The sequence below is a fragment of the Actinophytocola sp. genome (genome assembly GCF_035762905.1).
Taxonomy (GTDB): domain Bacteria; phylum Actinomycetota; class Actinomycetes; order Mycobacteriales; family Pseudonocardiaceae; genus DASYTH01.
Genome location: NZ_DASUCC010000076.1, coordinates 1 through 15,490 on the forward strand (window position 1 = coordinate 1; position 15,490 = coordinate 15,490).

At 70.3% G+C, this 15,490-nt stretch carries 10 protein-coding genes; 6 read left to right on the forward strand and 4 right to left on the reverse strand.

Annotated features, from left to right (window positions below; genetic code table 11):
• Positions 1-854 precede the first annotated feature (854 nt).
• Positions 855-2,696, reverse strand: coding sequence for a hypothetical protein (locus VFV67_RS14965; protein WP_326470530.1), 1,842 nt, complete (start codon positions 2,694-2,696; stop codon positions 855-857).
• Between the two features lie 198 nt (positions 2,697-2,894).
• On the reverse strand, positions 2,895-3,662 hold the full coding sequence (locus tag VFV67_RS14970; RefSeq protein ID WP_326470531.1) for a VOC family protein: 768 nt from the start codon (positions 3,660-3,662) through the stop codon (positions 2,895-2,897).
• Positions 3,663-3,796: 134 nt separating this feature from the next.
• Here VFV67_RS14970 and VFV67_RS14975 point away from each other — a divergent pair, with 134 nt between their 5' ends.
• On the forward strand, positions 3,797-6,070 hold the full coding sequence (locus VFV67_RS14975) for an AbfB domain-containing protein (RefSeq protein WP_326470532.1): 2,274 nt from the start codon (positions 3,797-3,799) through the stop codon (positions 6,068-6,070).
• Here the strand turns inward: VFV67_RS14975 and VFV67_RS14980 are convergent.
• Positions 6,067-7,008 (reverse strand): AraC family transcriptional regulator, encoded by a 942-nt coding sequence (locus VFV67_RS14980; RefSeq protein ID WP_326470533.1) that lies wholly within the window; start codon positions 7,006-7,008, stop codon positions 6,067-6,069. The genes VFV67_RS14975 and VFV67_RS14980 overlap by 4 nt on opposite strands.
• A 133-nt stretch (positions 7,009-7,141) precedes the next feature.
• Between VFV67_RS14980 and VFV67_RS14985 the strand changes: the two genes are divergently transcribed.
• The 5 genes from VFV67_RS14985 to VFV67_RS15005 are packed head-to-tail and all read left to right on the forward strand — an operon-like array spanning position 7,142 to position 14,453.
• Positions 7,142-9,934, forward strand: a complete 2,793-nt coding sequence (locus VFV67_RS14985) for a glycoside hydrolase family 78 protein (protein ID WP_326470534.1) — start codon at positions 7,142-7,144, stop codon at positions 9,932-9,934.
• Positions 9,935-9,959: 25 nt separating this feature from the next.
• Positions 9,960-11,279 carry an ABC transporter substrate-binding protein gene (locus VFV67_RS14990; protein WP_326470535.1) on the forward strand — a complete coding sequence of 440 codons (1,320 nt, stop codon included), beginning with the start codon at positions 9,960-9,962 and terminating at the stop codon, positions 11,277-11,279.
• 4 nt (positions 11,280-11,283) lie between these two features.
• Entirely contained in the window at positions 11,284-12,210 is a 927-nt protein-coding gene (locus VFV67_RS14995) for a sugar ABC transporter permease (RefSeq protein ID WP_326470536.1), read from the forward strand.
• Positions 12,207-13,031 carry a carbohydrate ABC transporter permease gene (locus VFV67_RS15000; protein WP_326470537.1) on the forward strand — a complete coding sequence of 275 codons (825 nt, stop codon included), beginning with the start codon at positions 12,207-12,209 and terminating at the stop codon, positions 13,029-13,031. Before VFV67_RS14995 ends, VFV67_RS15000 begins: the two co-directional genes overlap by 4 nt.
• 54 nt (positions 13,032-13,085) lie before the next feature.
• On the forward strand, positions 13,086-14,453 hold the full coding sequence (locus VFV67_RS15005; protein WP_326470538.1) for a cytochrome P450: 1,368 nt from the start codon (positions 13,086-13,088) through the stop codon (positions 14,451-14,453).
• Here the strand turns inward: VFV67_RS15005 and VFV67_RS15010 are convergent.
• The gene (locus tag VFV67_RS15010) at positions 14,415-15,428 is read right to left on the reverse strand and encodes a terpene synthase family protein (RefSeq protein ID WP_326470589.1); all 1,014 of its coding nucleotides are present in this window, start codon (positions 15,426-15,428) and stop codon (positions 14,415-14,417) included. The two genes, VFV67_RS15005 and VFV67_RS15010, sit on opposite strands and share 39 nt — an antisense overlap.
• Between the last annotated feature and the right edge of the window lie 62 nt (positions 15,429-15,490).

Consider the following 15,490-nt stretch of genomic DNA (forward strand, 5'->3'; position numbering starts at 1 on the left):
ACCCGGTGAACAATTCGGTGTGGTGGTGGGCGATGTCGTTGATGATGTCCAGCGCGGCGGCATAGTCCCGGCGCATTCTGGTGAAGATTTCTGTCAGCGCAGCCGGGAGCTCGGCACCGCGTAGGGCCGGGTATTCCTGGACTTCGCTCACACCCGCAATTCTATCGACCGGTTCGACGGTTTCCTAGATTGTTCACTCGATCAGGTGTTCGACGCATGATTGTGCCATTCGCGTGGTTTCCGACGTGCGGTGCAGAGACATCTTTGCTGGGTTGGCGGGGGTACCCGGCGGCGTCGGAACGCCCGGGGTGGCCACCGTGCCAGGGCGGGGCCCGGGCTTGGGAACTCGGGCGCTGGGGTTGGCAATTCGGTTGCCGGGTCCGACGACTCGCGTCCTGGACTTGGGAACTCGGTTGCTGGGGGCTAGCAATTCGCTTACTGGAGCCGGGAGTTCAGTGACCGGGCTTGGCGACTCGCACGCTGGACTTGGGAACTCGGGTGCTGGGCTGGGAGTTCGGGTGCTGCGGTCGGTAACCCGGGTGCTGGGGCTGGGGATTCTGGTGTTGGGATGGCATTGGGAACCCGGGTGTTCGGCTCGGGGTTGGGTGCCAAGGTTGGGGGGTTTTGTCGTCGATGGGAACTTGGGTGCATGGGTCCGGGGCGGGGCGGGGTGATCTGGCAGGGCTTCGCCCTGCCCCTTGGTGGCCCAAGGCACCGCGCGAGGCTCCTTGTCAAGGGTCGCGAAGCGATCGCGCAGCGACGCCGAAGGCGCCCTTGACAAGGAGACGCGGTGCCTTACGCTCCCGGCCCGCCCCGGACCCTACCCCGACCAGGTGCACCAAATTCGGAAACCATCATGGCACCGGATAGTCCGCGATGTACACCGGGGCTCCGATTCGGGTTGTATCCGCCGCCTCCCCCAAACCATTCACCACGTGATCGATGATCCCCGCGCTCAGATTCACCGTCATTATGTGATGCAACCGTACGCCGGGACGATCGGGAACCTCGAACCCGTTTTCGGTGTGAATCGTCGGGTTGTTCCTATTGAAAACATATACGCCGCCACCGTACAGCGTGTGGGTGCGGACCCGATCTCCCACCTTGTACCCGGCGAACCCCTCGACCGCGCCATTCATCCAGTCCGCCTGGGTCGGCGGGTCGTAGGGCAGCTCGTTCTGGTACAGGATCGTGGTTCCGTTTTGGCCGTTCCACACCGTGTTGTACCGCTGGAAGTGTTCCACGAACAGGCCGGTTGCGGTCACGTGGTCGCCGTTGATGATCACGCCGTACCGCCCGGTGTTGGTGTTCCACCGTTCGGTGTCGGTGAAGCCTTCGACACCATGATCGCCGCGCCACACCCAGGTGTGGTCGATCAGCACATGGTCGCTGTTGATCTCCAACGCGGTGTCGGCCTTGCCGATGTGCGGGCCGCCGACCCGGAAGTACACGTCGGACAGGGTGGTGGGGTTGCGGGCGGAGCCGTGGTCGTGGCCGTGGCGCTGACCGACGCGCAGCAGGACCGGCGACTCGACGGTGCCGGCGTCGATCGTGACGCCGGCGATGATGACACCGGGCACGCCGGCGACGTCGAGCGGAACGGCGCCGCCGACCGCGGTGAGGGTGGCGTGCCCGAGGCCGAGCACCACGGTCCCCGGCCGCCGGACCTCGATGCTGCGGGCGATGTCGTACACGCCCGGCGTGAGCAGCAGGTGCTTGCCCCGCGCCAATGCGGCGTTGATCAGCCACACCGGGTCGCCGGGGCGCGCCACGAAGAAGTCGGACAGCGGCAGGGTGCGGCCGGGCGTCATCCCCGCGCCCCAGGTGATGCCGCGCGAGTCGGTGGTCGCCGCGGGAACCCGGACGTTGTACCGGCCGCGGTCGTCGACGAACAGATACGGCTTCTCGCGGCTGACCGGAGTGGTGTCCAGGGTTGTGTACGGCGGGGTGGGGAACGCCGCGTCGTCCGGCGCGCCGACCACTCCGGCGAACACCTGGTTCCACACGCCGTTGGACCAGCTGCCGAGCTCGCTGTTGCGGGTCAGCCACTGCTGCTGCGACCCGTTGATCGTGGCCGGCAGCCGGGAGTCGGCGATGAACCCGCCGCTGGCGAACTGCGGGCCCGCCGTGCAGTAGTCCATCAGCGACAGGGTGCCGCCGCTGATGTCGAGCCGGCGCATCGACACCGCCTGGGACACGGCCCAGAAGTTCGCCGAGGACCGGCAGGCGTCCTGGCCGGCCGCGTTGATCGTGAGCGACAGGTTGGACAGCGTGCGCCAGAAGTTGACCAGCGCCAGGCAGTTGCTGGTGCCGCCGCCCTCAAGGCACCGGTTGTACACCTCGATCTTGCCGTTGATCACGACATCGGTTGGCGATGCGCCCAGCCCGGCGATCTCGGTGTAGTAGCCGACCTTGAGCTGCAGCGGCTGCTCCGCCGTGCCGTAACTGCCCGGCTTGAACAGGAACGCGAACCGCGCGGTGCCCATCTCGTTGTCCACCTGGGCGGCGTGCGTCGCGTCGAGGGCCGCCTGGATCTGGGCGACCGGCATGCTCGGATCGAAGATCGTGACCTGCGGGCCGAGACCCGGGTTGGGGTGACCGCCATGCCATGGCGGGTCGGCGGACGCGGTGGTCCCGCCGGCCACCAGCACCAGGCAGAGCGCGACCGCGCCGCCCCAACGCCGTTGGATCATCATGCCGTTCACCCTCTCCGTTGAGCGGTGGAAGCGCTCTCACGCATAGAGCAGGCCGGTAGCCCAATTGAACCAACGAGCACAGCCGGCAACGTGCTGAGAGAGCGCTCTCTCGAACGGACCAGTTCTACCCCGAAGAACGGCCCAGGTCCATATCCCGAAGACCGGCGGGCTGATGATGACCACCCAGCACGAGCACGGTCAGGCCGGCGGGCGGGTGATCACCGAGAACTCGGCGCCGAACGGGTCGGTGACGGTCGCGATCCGGCCGTAGATCATGTCGGACGGTTCGGCGGCGGTTCCGCCGGCAGCGGTCGCGGCGGCCACCGCGGCGTCGGTGTCGGCCACCTCGAACGTGGTGGCCCAGGTGGTGCTCTTGGCGTCCGGGTTGCCGAAGATCCCGGCCACCTCGTGCCCGTCCGGCCGGCGGAGGAAGGTGAAGTCGAACTCGGGCAGATCCTCGTTGCGGTCCAGGGTGAAGTCGAACACCGCGGCGTAGAAGGTGCGCGCCCGGTCCGGGTCCGGGGTGACCAGGTCGTTGCGCACCAAGGATCCCGGCTCGTTGACCACCTCGGCGCCGATGTGCGCCCGCCCCTGCCACAGCCCGAACTGCCCGCCGGCGGGATCCCGGACGATGGCCATCCGGCCCTGCTCCATGACGTCCATCGCCGGGCTGATCACGCTGCCGCCGGCATCGAGGGCGCGCTGGACGGTGCGGTCGCAGTCGTCCGTCGCCAGGTACACGTTCCACCAGAACTCGGCCTCCCCCGGATCGGGGTTCGGCATGAGCGCCGCCACCCGCCGGCCGTCGAGCAGGCAGGTCGTGTAGTGCCCGGCCTCGGGCGGACCCACCGCGAAGGTCCAGCCGAACACCGCGCCGTAGAACGCCATTGCCCGGTCCAGGTCGGGAATGCCCAGGTCGACCCAGGTCGGGGTGCCGTTGGGCTGGTTCGCGGTCACATGGCTCATCACCGTTCTCCTCACGCTTGTCGGATGTCGGCGACCATAGCCAGGGGCACCGACAAATTCGCCGGACCACCCAGGGGCACCTAGGCAGAACACCCCCCTTCTTGCCGGGCAGCCGATGGGGGTTAATGGAGGACATGCCCCGTCTCCGCCATTTCTTGCCGCTCGTCGTGGTCGCGCTCTCCGCCTCGGTCACCCCCGCGTTCGCCCAGCCGCCGGCCTGGCAGCCGAAGACCCCGCCGCTGTCCACCCCGTGGACCGCCCAGGTCGGCCCGGCCAACGCGCTGCCCGAGTACCCGCGGCCGCAGTTGGTCCGGCCGGACTGGCAGAACCTCAACGGGGTGTGGCAGTTCGCGCCGGCCGCGGCCGGGGCGGCGCCGCCGTTCGGCCAGAACCTGGCCCAGTCGATCCTGGTGCCGTTCCCGATCGAGTCGGCACTGTCCGGGATCGCGGCGCATTCGGACCGGATGTGGTACCGGCGCACGTTCACCGTGCCGGCCGGCTGGGCCGGACGGCGGGTGCAGCTCAACTTCGGCGCGGTGAACTGGCAGGCCGATGTCTGGGTCAACGGGGTCCGGGTCGGCGGGCACACCGGCGGCTACGGCAAGTTCTCCTTCGACATCACGCCAAGGCTCAGCACCGGCGCCAACGAGTTGATCGTCGGCGTGTTCGCCCCGATCGACTCCGGCGGCCAGCCGGTGGGCAAGCAGCGCCGCAACCCGGGCGGGATCTTCTACACCGCCGCGTCCGGCATCTGGCAGACGGTGTGGCTGGAGCCGACCGCGAGCGCCTGGGTGACCCGGCTCGACGTCACCCCGGACCTGCCCGGCAACCGGGTCCGGGTGATCGTCCGGGCGGCCGGCACCACGGGCGCCACCGCGACGGTGACCGTGCGCACCGGCGGCACGGTGATCAGCCGCGGCACCGGAGCGGTGAACGCGGAGATCGCGCTGCCGGTGCCGAACGCGCGGCGGTGGTCGCCGGACGATCCGTTCCTCTACGACCTGGACGTGGCGCTGACCGGCGGTGACGCGGTCACCAGCTACTTCGGCATGCGCTCGGTGGGCAAGGCCATGGTGAACGGCGTGCTCCGTCCGGTCCTCAATGGACAGTTTGTGTTCCACGTCGGCACCCTGGACCAGGGCTACTGGCCGGACGGAATCTACACCGCACCGACCGACGCGGCGCTGCGGTTCGACCTGCAGGCGCACAAGGATCTCGGCTTCAACACCGTGCGCAAGCACATCAAGGTCGAGCCGGACCGCTGGTTCCACTGGGCCGACCGGTTGGGTCTGCTGGTGTGGCAGGACATGCCGTCCATGACCACCGGACGCAACCCGGATGCGGCGGCCAGGGCCAACTTCGAGGCCGAGCTGCGCGAGATGATCGACCAACACCGCAGCGTCACCTCGATCGTGCAGTGGGTGCCGTTCAACGAGGGCTGGGGCGAGTACGACCCGGCCCGGATCGCCGACCTGGTCAAGGCGATGGACCCGACCCGGTTGGTGGACAACAACTCCGGCTCCAACTGCTGCGGGTTCGACGGCGGCAACGGGGACACCGTCGACGACCACATCTACGTCGGACCGGGCAACCCGCAGCGGCCGAGCGCGACCCGGGTCGCCCAGCTCGGCGAGTTCGGCGGGCTGGGCCTGCGGGTCCCCGGCCACGAATGGAGCCCGGGCAACGGTTTCGGCGTCGAGATGGTGCCGAACGGGACCGTGCTGACCGACCGCTACGTCAGCCTGATCGCCGGGGTGCAGCGGCTGGTGTCCCGCACCGGGCTGTCCGCGGCGATCTACACCCAGATCACCGACGTGGAGAACGAGGTCAACGGCTTCTACACCTACGACCGCGCGGTGCTGAAGACGAACGCGGCCGCGGTCCGGGCGGCCAACCGGGCGCTGCTCACCGGAGCCCGGGTGCTGCCGGCCGCACCGTTGCCGGTCAACACCCGGATCTCTCTGCGGGTCACCACGCCCGGTTTCACCGACCGCTACGTCCGGCACCAGAACGCGCTGGCCTTCACCGAGCACGTGGACGCCGGCAGCGCCGCGCTGCTCAAGGCGGACGCCACCTGGCGGATCACCACCGGCCTGGCCGACCCCACCTGCTACTCGTTCGAGTCGGTCAACTTCCCCGGCGAGTACCTGCGGCACGCGAACTCCCGGGTGCGCAAGGACGGCAACGACGGCTCCGATCTCTACCGCCGGGACGCCACCTGGTGCAGCCGTCCCGGCCTGACCGGATCGAACGTGGCGCTGGACAGCCTGGACTTCCCCGGCAAGTTCCTGCGCCACTTCAACGCCGAGCTGTGGCTGGCGGCGAACGGCGGTCCGAACACCTACGAGTCGGCGGTGGGCTTCCCGGCGGACGTCACCTGGCAGATCTCCCCACCCTGGGTGCCCTAGGCGGCGTCCTTCCCGGTTCCGGCGACGATGGTGCCGGAGGCGAGGCGCACGGCGTTGTGGGTGAACCGGTTGCGGTACGCGGAGGCGTTGAGTCCGAAGTGGGCCTTGAAGCGGCGGGCGAAGTAGTTCTGGTCCGGCCAGCCGACGGTGTGCGCGATGTGCGCGATCGGCTCGTCGGTGTGCAGCAGCAGGCTGGCCGCGAGCTCCGCGCGATGCCGGGCCAGGTAGGCGATCGGCGGCAGGCCGGCGGCGGACTTGAACAGCCGCACCAGATAGCCGGGTGCGAGGTGCAGCCGGGTGGCCAGCTCGCCGAGCGTCCAGCGGAACTCCGGACTGGCCTCCATCAGCCGCATCGCGTGCAGCACGGCCGGATGCGTCGGCCCGGTGGGCTCCTCCACCTCGCCGCCGGCCCGGGCGACGGTGCGGGCCAGCGCGGAAAGGAACAGCGCGAGCCGGCCGATGATGTCGCCCCGGTGCAGCCCGATCGGCTTGTGCCGCACGGCGTCCAGCGCGTCCAGGTGGCCGGCGCATTCGGCGAGCGTGGCCGGGTCCAGGCTGGTGCTGAGAATCCCCCGGCGCCGCAACGAGTACGGTCCGGTCCAGAGCAGGTAGCCGAGCAGCGGGTCCTCCCGGGTCCAGGCCAGCTCCCGGTGCAGCAGCCCGGTGGAGAAGCAGCAGTTGAACACGTCCAGCCGCCGGCACTCCTCGTAGCCGTGCCAGACCCCGGGCCGCAGCAGGATCACGTCCCCGGCCCGGACCGGCTCCCGGCCGGCGAGGGAGACGTGCACGCCCTGGCCGCCGGTCACCACCGCGATCTCCATGAAGCTGTGCGTGTGCAGGTGGTGTCCGGGATCGTGCAGGTGGTGCCCGGCGTAGGCGAGCGAGCCGTCGGTGAAGTACAGCAGGTCGTTCTTGTTCCCGACCGGTGCGCTATCCATGCCGGTCAACCCTAAGGCCGGATCGGGCCGAAGTGAATATCGTGCTACCACTGGTGCACATCGGGCTAGCAACGGGTCGGGGCGGGCCAGATACTCCTTGAAACGTTTCAGGACGAGAGGCAGGGACGCCAGGATGCCAACCGCCGCGGCCCCGACCGGACTCCGCTTCGAGCACCATGCGGCGCCGGCCATCGGCATCGGCCACCGCCGGCCCCGGCTGTCCTGGTACCTCCCCGAGGCCGAACCCGGGTTCCGGCAACGGGAGTACGAGCTCGAGCTGACCCCGGCCAGCGGCGCCACCCGGCGCCACGTGGTGGCATCCGCCGAACAGGTGCTGGTGCCCTGGCCCGGCGAGCCGCTGGCCGCGCGCGAGCGGATCCGGGTCCGGGTCCGCGTCGGCGACGGCACCGACCGGACCGCGTGGAGCGAGCCGGGAACCGTTGAGGCGGGCCTGTTCGAGCCCGGCGACTGGACGGCGCGATTGATCAGCCCGCGCACCCTCGGCGGCATCGCGGCGCCCGCCCCCGTCCTGCGCGGCGGGCTGCACGTGCCGGGCGTGGTGGCCGCCGCCCGGCTCTACCTGACCGCGCACGGGGTCTACGTCGCCGAGCTGAACGGCCAGCGGGTCGGCGACCACGTACTGGCGCCGGGCTGGACCAGCTACTCGCACCGGCTGCGCTACCAGACCCACGACGTCACCCACCTGGTCCGGTCCGGCGACAACGTCGTCGAGGCGCTGCTCGGCAACGGGTGGTACCGCGGCCGGCTGGGCTTCGTCGGCGGCCGCGCGCTCTACGGCGACCGGCTGGCGCTGCTGGCCCAGCTCGAGGTGACCACGGTGGACGGTGCGGTGCACGTCCTGGCCACCGACGGATCGTGGACCGCGCGGGCGAGCGGCGTCCTGGCCGACGACCTCTACGACGGGCAGCGCACCGACCTGCGTGCCGGAACCGATGCCGCCGAGCCGGTCGACGTGCTGGACACCGACCTGACGCTGCTGGTCGCCCCGGACGGCCCGCCGGTCCGGGTGACCGGCACCGTGCCCGCGGTCGAGGTACGCACCGCGCCGTCCGGCGCCACCCTGGTGGACTTCGGCCAGAACCTGGTCGGCTGGATCCGGCTGCGGGTGCGGGATGCCGCACCGGACGCCGAGGTCGTGCTGCGGCACGCCGAGGTGCTCGAGAACGGCGAGCTGGGCGTGCGCCCGCTGCGCACGGCGGCGGCCACCGACAGCTACCTGCTGCCCGGCGGCGACGCACTGCTCGAACCGGCGCTGACCTTCCACGGCTTCCGCTACGCCGAGGTGACCGGCGTTCCGGGGCTGCGCGCCGAGGACGCCGAGGCCGTGGTGATCGGCACCGACCTGCACCGCACCGGCGAGTTCGAGTGCTCGCACCCGCTGCTCAACCGGTTGCACGACAACGTGGTCTGGAGCGCCCGCGGCAACTTCCTCGACGTGCCGACGGACTGCCCGCAGCGCGACGAGCGGCTGGGCTGGACCGGCGACATCCAGGTCTTCGCCCCCACCGCCTGCTTCCTGTTCGACAGCGCGGGTTTCCTCACCTCGTGGCTGGCCGACCTGGCCGCCGAGCAGTTCCCGGACGGGTCGGTCCCGATCGTCGTGCCGGACGTGCTGCCCGGGGCGCCCCGGTCGGTCGCGGCCTGGGGCGACGCGGCCACCGTGGTGCCCTGGGTGGTCTACCAGCGCACCGGCGACCGGTCCCTGCTGCGCCGGCAGTTGCCCAGCATGCGGGCCTGGGTGGACCACGTCGCGGGCCTGGCTGGCAAGGACCGGATCTGGACCGGTGGCTTCCAGTTCGGCGACTGGCTGGACCCGGCCGCGCCGCCGGACGACCCGTTCGCCGCGCGCACCGACCCGGACGTGCTGGCCACCGCCTGCCTGGCCCGGTCCGCCGGCATCGTCGCGGCGGCGGCCGGTGCGCTCGGCGAGGACGAGATCGCCCGGCAGTACGCGGAGCTGGCCGAGCAGGTGCGGGACGCGTTCCGGCGCGAGTACGCCACCGCGGCCGGGCGGATCGTCACCGACGCGGCCACCGGCTACGCCATGGCGCTGGACTGGGCGCTGCTTCCGGACGGCGAGCAGCGCGACCGGGCCGGCGACCGGCTGGCGGATCTGGTGCGCGGCGCGGGTTTCCGCACCTCCACCGGCTTCGTCGGCACCCCGCTGATCATGGACGCGCTGACCGCGACCGGACACCTCGACCTGGCCTACCGGTTGCTGCTGCAGACCGGCTGTCCGTCCTGGCTCTATCCGGTCACGATGGGCGCGACCACGGTGTGGGAGCGGTGGGACAGCATGCTGCCGGACGGCACCATCAACCCCGGCGACATGACCTCGTTCAACCACTACGCGCTCGGCGCGGTGGCCGATTGGCTGCACCGCACGGTGGCCGGACTGGCCCCGGCCGAACCCGGCTACCGCGAGCTGGCCATCCGGCCGCGCCCCGGTCCCGGACTGTCCGCCGCGTCCGCCCGGCACCACACGCCGTACGGCCCGGCCGCGGTGTCCTGGCAGCGCACCGCCGGCACGCTGCACCTCACCGTGACCGTGCCGGTCGGCAGCACCGCCACCGTGCACGTTCCCGGTGCGCCGGAACCGGTCGTGGTCGAGCACGGCGAGCACGCCTTCCAGGTGCCGGATCCGGTGCTCGATCCGGCCCTGCCCGCCGAGCCGACCGTGCGCGACGTGCTCGACCACGAGCCCACCTGGGCCGCGGTCGTGGCCGCCGCCACCGAAACGGGCGCCGCCCGCGACGAACCCCATGCCGCCGCCCGGGTTTCCCGGTTCCTCGACGCGCCGGCCACCACGCTGCCCGAGGTGCTCGGCGGCCTGGCCCGGCGGGCCGACGAACTGCACAGCCGTCTCGATCCGTTGCTCGGCCGGACCGCCCACGCCGGCGAGTGAACCCGTCCAGTTCCCGGAGGTTTCGATGAAACCCTTCCCCAAGCGCCGCTTGGCGCTGGTCATCCCGGTGTGCGCCGCGCTCGCCCTGGTCGGCTGCAGTCCCGGCTCGCTCGGTTCCAGTGCGGGCGACGGCAAGGTCACCCTGACGTTCCTGGTCGACAACAACGAGGCGAGCACCAAGCCGGCCGATGCGCTGGCCCGCGAGTTCACCGCCAAGAACCCGGACATCACGGTCAAGGTCGAGGTGCGCCCGCAGGGCGGCGAGGGCGACAACGTGGTGAAGACCCGACTGTCCACAGGGGACATGACCGACGTGTTCCTGTACAACTCGGGCTCGCTGCTCCAGGCGCTCAAGCCGCAGGAGACCCTGGTGTCACTGAAGGGCGAGGGGTTCCTGAACAACGTCCAGGAGACGTTCTTCCCCACCGTCTCGGTCGGCGAGGACGTCTACGGGGTGCCGTTCGGCACCGCGGTCGGCGGCGGGATCCTGTACAACCGCGCCGTGTACAGCCGGCTCGGCCTGCAGGTGCCGAAGACCTGGGCCGAGTTCATGGCCAACAACGCCAAGATAAAGGCCGCCGGGGTTGCCCCGGTGATCCAGACCTACCAGGACACCTGGACCTCGCAGCTGTTCGTGCTCGGCGACTTCCACAACGTCGCCGCGGCCGAGCCGAACTTCGCCGACGACTACACCGCGAACAAGGTCAAGTACGCCACCTCGGCCGCGGCCCTCAAGGGTTTCCAGCGCCTGCAGACCGTGCACGAGGCGGGCTACCTCAACGAGGACTTCGCGGCGGCGAAGTACGAGGACGGCCTGCGCGAGCTGGCCACCGGAACCGGCGCCCACTACCCGATCCTGACCTTCGCCGTCGGCGCGCTGACGGCCAGCCACGCGGCCCAGATCAACGACATCGGGTTCTTCGCCCAGCCCGGCGACGACGCGGCCAAGAACGGGCTCACCGTGTGGACCCCCGGCGGCATCTATATTCCCAAGACCACGGAGGGAGCCCAGCTGGATGCCGCCAAGAAGTTCCTCGCCTTCATCGCCAGCCCGGACGGCTGCCGGGTGCAGACCGAGGCGTACACCCCGACCGGGCCGTACCTGGTGAAGGGTTACGAGCTGCCGAGCGACCTGCCGCAGGCGGTCAAGGACATGCTGCCGTACTTCGAGTCCACCGGCACCACCACGCCGGCACTGGAGTTCCTGTCCCCGGTGAAGGGTCCGGCGCTGGAACAGATCACGGTCGAGGTGGGATCCGGCATCCGCTCCGCGGCCGACGGCGCCGCGCTCTACGACCAGGACGTGCAGAAGCAGGCCAAGCAGCTCGGGCTGCCAGGCTGGTAGGCAGATGGTCGCCACGGTCAGCCGGCGCACCAGCGTCAAGGGACCGGGCCGGGCCGCCGCGGCGGCCCGGTCCCGGATCCGGTCGGCCTACCCGCACTGGTTCTACCTGCCGGCCGCGGTCGTCTACGGCGCGCTGTTCCTGCTGCCCACCGTGGTGTCGTTCTACTTCGCCCTGACCCGGTGGACGTTGTTCGACCAGGAGTTCATCGGGCTGGAGAACTTCGCGCTGTTCTTCGCCGAGCCGGCACTGGTCAAGGGTCTGGTCAACACGGTGATCTACGCGGTGGTCACGTCCGGGCTCAAGGTCTTGCTCGGGCTGCCGCTTGCCGTGCTGCTCACGTCGAACATCATCGGCCGGGCCTACCTGCGCTCGGCGGTGTTCTTCCCGGTCCTGGTCAGCACGATCGGCGTGGGCATCACGTTCACCATCCTGATGCACCCGAGCCAGGGCCTGATCAACGACAGCCTGGCGCTGCTGGGGATCGAGGGCCCGCGCTGGCTGACCGACCCGTCCTACGCGCTGCTGTCGGTGGCGCTCGTCGACGTGTGGAAGGGCATCGGGCTGGCCACGCTGATCTACATCGCCGGCATCGCGGCCATCCCGCCGGAGTACCTGGAAGCGGCCAGGGTGGACGGAGCCGGCCGGTGGGCCACGTTCCGGCACGTGCTGCTGCCGCTGTCCCGGCCGGCCACGGTCACCGTGATCATCCTGTCGCTGATCGGCGGGCTGCGCTCGTTCGACCTGATCTGGGCGATGACCAGGGGTGGGCCGGGCTTCACCTCCGACGTGATCGCCTCGGTGATCTACAAGCAGTACCAGGCCGGTTTCTACGGTCTGTCCACGGCCGGCAACGTGGTGCTGTTCGTTCTGGTGACGGCGATCGTGCTGCCGCTGGCCTGGTTCCTCGGCCGCAAGGAGGTGCGGCTGTGAAACAGAAGGGCTACCTGCTCGGCGGCGCGGCGATCCTGGTTTCGGTGCTGGTGTTCGTGGTGCCGTTCGCGTTCATCCTGCTCACCGCGGTCAAGGACCGGCAGCAGGCGGGCCGGTTGGACTTCTCCTGGCCGGACCACTTTCCGGTGGTACAGAACTTCCTGGACGTGGTGCGCGCCCGGGACTACATGCTGATCATCGCGTTCGTCAACAGCACGATCCTGACCGTCGGCAGCGTGACCATCCTGGTGATCGTGTCGGCGATGACGGCGTTCGTGTTGCAGCGCAGGCGAAGCCGGTGGACCGGCCCGGTGAACGTGCTGGTGCTGGCCGGGCTGATCATCCCGCCGGCCGTGGTGCCGACCATCTGGGTGTTGCAGTCGCTCGGCCTGTTCCGCACGATGTCCGGGCTGATCCTGATCGAGGTCGCGTTCGGACTGTCGTTCTCGGTGCTGCTGTTCCGCAACTTCCTGGCCACCGTCCCACGCGAGCTGGACGAGTCGGCGATCATCGACGGCGCCGGCCCGGTGCGGCTGTTCTTCGGGGTGGTGTTCCCGCTGCTGCGCCCGATCGCGATCACCGTGATCGTGGTGCAGTCGGTGGTCATCTTCAACGACTTTGCCAACCCGCTGTACTTCCTGCCAGGCGACCAGAACGCCACGGTTCAGCTCACCCTCTACAACTTCCAGAGCCAGTACGCCACCCAGTACAACCTGCTGTTCATGAACATCCTGCTGATCACGATCCCGCCGCTGGTGATGTTCATGGTGGCCAACCGCCGGATCGTGGCCGGGCTGACCACCGGCGCCATCAAGGGCTGACCGCGAGCGTCTCGCGTGGACAGCACCGGGTGACGGCCTTACATTCGATGGGTCATGCGCACCACCCTCGACGCGGTCCGGACGGCTCCGGGCCGGGTTCCGATCTTCGGTCATCTGGCTTCGCTGCTGGTTCGGCCGCTCCCCTTCGTCCGTTCGTTGCCGAAGTACGGGGATGTGGTTCGGATCTACTTCGGTGGCCGGCCGGTCTACGCGGTCACCAGCCCGGCCCTGCTGCGGGAGCTGGTCGTCGTGCACGCGAACGACTGCGACAAGGGCAGCATCTTCGAGGAGGGCAAGACCTACATCGGGGAGGGTCTGATCACCTCGGCGGGGGAACTGCACCACCAGCAGCGCAGGATGATCCAGCCAGGATTCAACCCGCCGCGGGTCGCGGAGTACGTCCCGTCGATGCGGGACGCGGCGCTCGGGCTGTCCGGCGAGTGGCATGCCGGGCAACCGGTCGAGCTGGGCAGGGCGATGATGCGGGTGGCCTTCCGGGCGATCACCGGGGTGATGTTCTCCGGGGCGCTGGATCCGGACGCCGAGGAGCGGCTGGTGCGCTCGCTGCGGTTGCTCATCCGGACCTCGATGGTGCGGGCGCTCGCGCCGGACTTCGTACGCCGGCTGCCGCTGCCGATGAACCGCGACTTCCTCCCGACCGCGGCGGGCGTGCACCAGATCATCGACGAGCTGCTGCGGCGGTGCGCCGCCGACCCGGACCGCCCGCCGGACCTGGTGCACCTGATGCAGACCGCCGAGCCCGGCATGAACCGGCAGCAGCAGTTCGACGAGCTGGTGAACATCATGGTCGCCGGGACCGAGACCACCGGCGCGGCACTGGCCTGGACCTGGTACGAGCTGGCCACCCGGCCGGAGGTCGGCATCCGGGTGTATCAGGAGATCGACCGGGTGGTGGGTACCCGACCGGTCACCGCCGCCGACCTGGACGCGCTGGAATACAGCCATCGGGTGTTGTGCGAGGTGCTGCGACAGCGGTCGGTGTGGATCAGCACCCGGCGGGCGCTGCGGCCGCTGCGGCTGGGCGAGTGGGCGATCCCGGCCGGCACCGAGATGGCGTTCAGCCTCTACGCGCTGCACCACGATCCGGCGCTCTACCCCCGGCCGGACGAGTTCGACCCGGACCGGTGGCTACCCGGAGTGGAGAAGGCGCGGCCGCGCGGATCGTTCATCCCGTTCCTGGACGGCAACCGCAAGTGCCTCGGCGAATGGTTCGCGTGGACCGAGATGCTCGTGGTACTGGCCACGATCGCGGCCCGCTGGCGACTGCGGCCGGCACCAGGAGTGACGGTGCACCCGGTTCCGCTGGCCACCATCCGGCCCAGCCGGATGACCATGCTGCCCGAACCGCGGACCGGCGCCGGGTCAGCCCGGCAGGAGCGCGAGCAGGAAGTTCGGCTGTGACCCGCCGGTACGTCCCCGGGCGGTGACGTACCGGCTGTTCGCCGCCGACCAGGCGATGTTCCCGCTGATCCAGGTGTGCAGGCCCTCGACGAAGCGGGCCAGTTCGGCGCACCGCCGCGGATGCAGGTGCTGGAAGACGCACCAGTCGGCCAGCTCGTCCTCGAGAGCCCGCAGCCGGGCGAGCCGCTCGTCGAGCATCGCCGACGCCGCAACGACCGCCTCGGCCAGGTCGCACGCGTGCTGCCGCTGCAGCACGAACACCAGGTTGCTGACGTTGCCCTCCTCCCGGTCGACGTGCACGGAGAACACGTCGTTGCCCCACAGGGCGATGTCGCCGAGGACGTCGAGCAGTTCCTGGACCGGCGCGGCGCCGTGCACCCAGCCGGGCAGTTCGTAGCCGCCGCCGAACTCGGACAGGTCCATGGCCGCCCGGATGCCGCCGAACCGCCGCCTGCGGAACACGTAGGACTCCAGGTCGGGAACGGTGGCGGCGCTCCGGTTGTCCGCCTCCCACCGGCAACCGGCCAGATACTGCCGGGTGTGCGCCAGGAACCGGCGCTGCCAGCCGGCCGAGCTGCACGCCCGCATGCCGGCCCAGGCCTCGCCGAACCCGGTCGCGAACGGCCCGTCGGCGCCGGTGCGCGGGCGGCGCGAGTCGAGCCAGGAGATCATCCGCTCGGCCACCAGGTCCACCGCCGCGGCCGGCCGCACGTCCGGCAGCATCTCCAGCTGGTCGTCGAACATCGTCCAGACGCAGAACCACTGCGCGATCAGCATCAGCCGCTCGGGCAGGGCGTCGGGGTAGATCTGGGCGGTGAGCCGGCCGAGCCGGCTGGTGTCGTAGTACCGGGCGGCCTCGGGCGAGCGCAGCAGCCCGCACCGGCGCAGATGGGCCCGCACCTCCCGCTCGGCCTCGGCGGCGAACGGGCTGATCCGGGGAACGAACGGCGAGCTGGGCATCGCCGGGGCCGTCATGGTCACCGCGGGCCTCGCATGACCTGACAATAAGGTCAAAACGTCCATATCGTGCCGGCCGG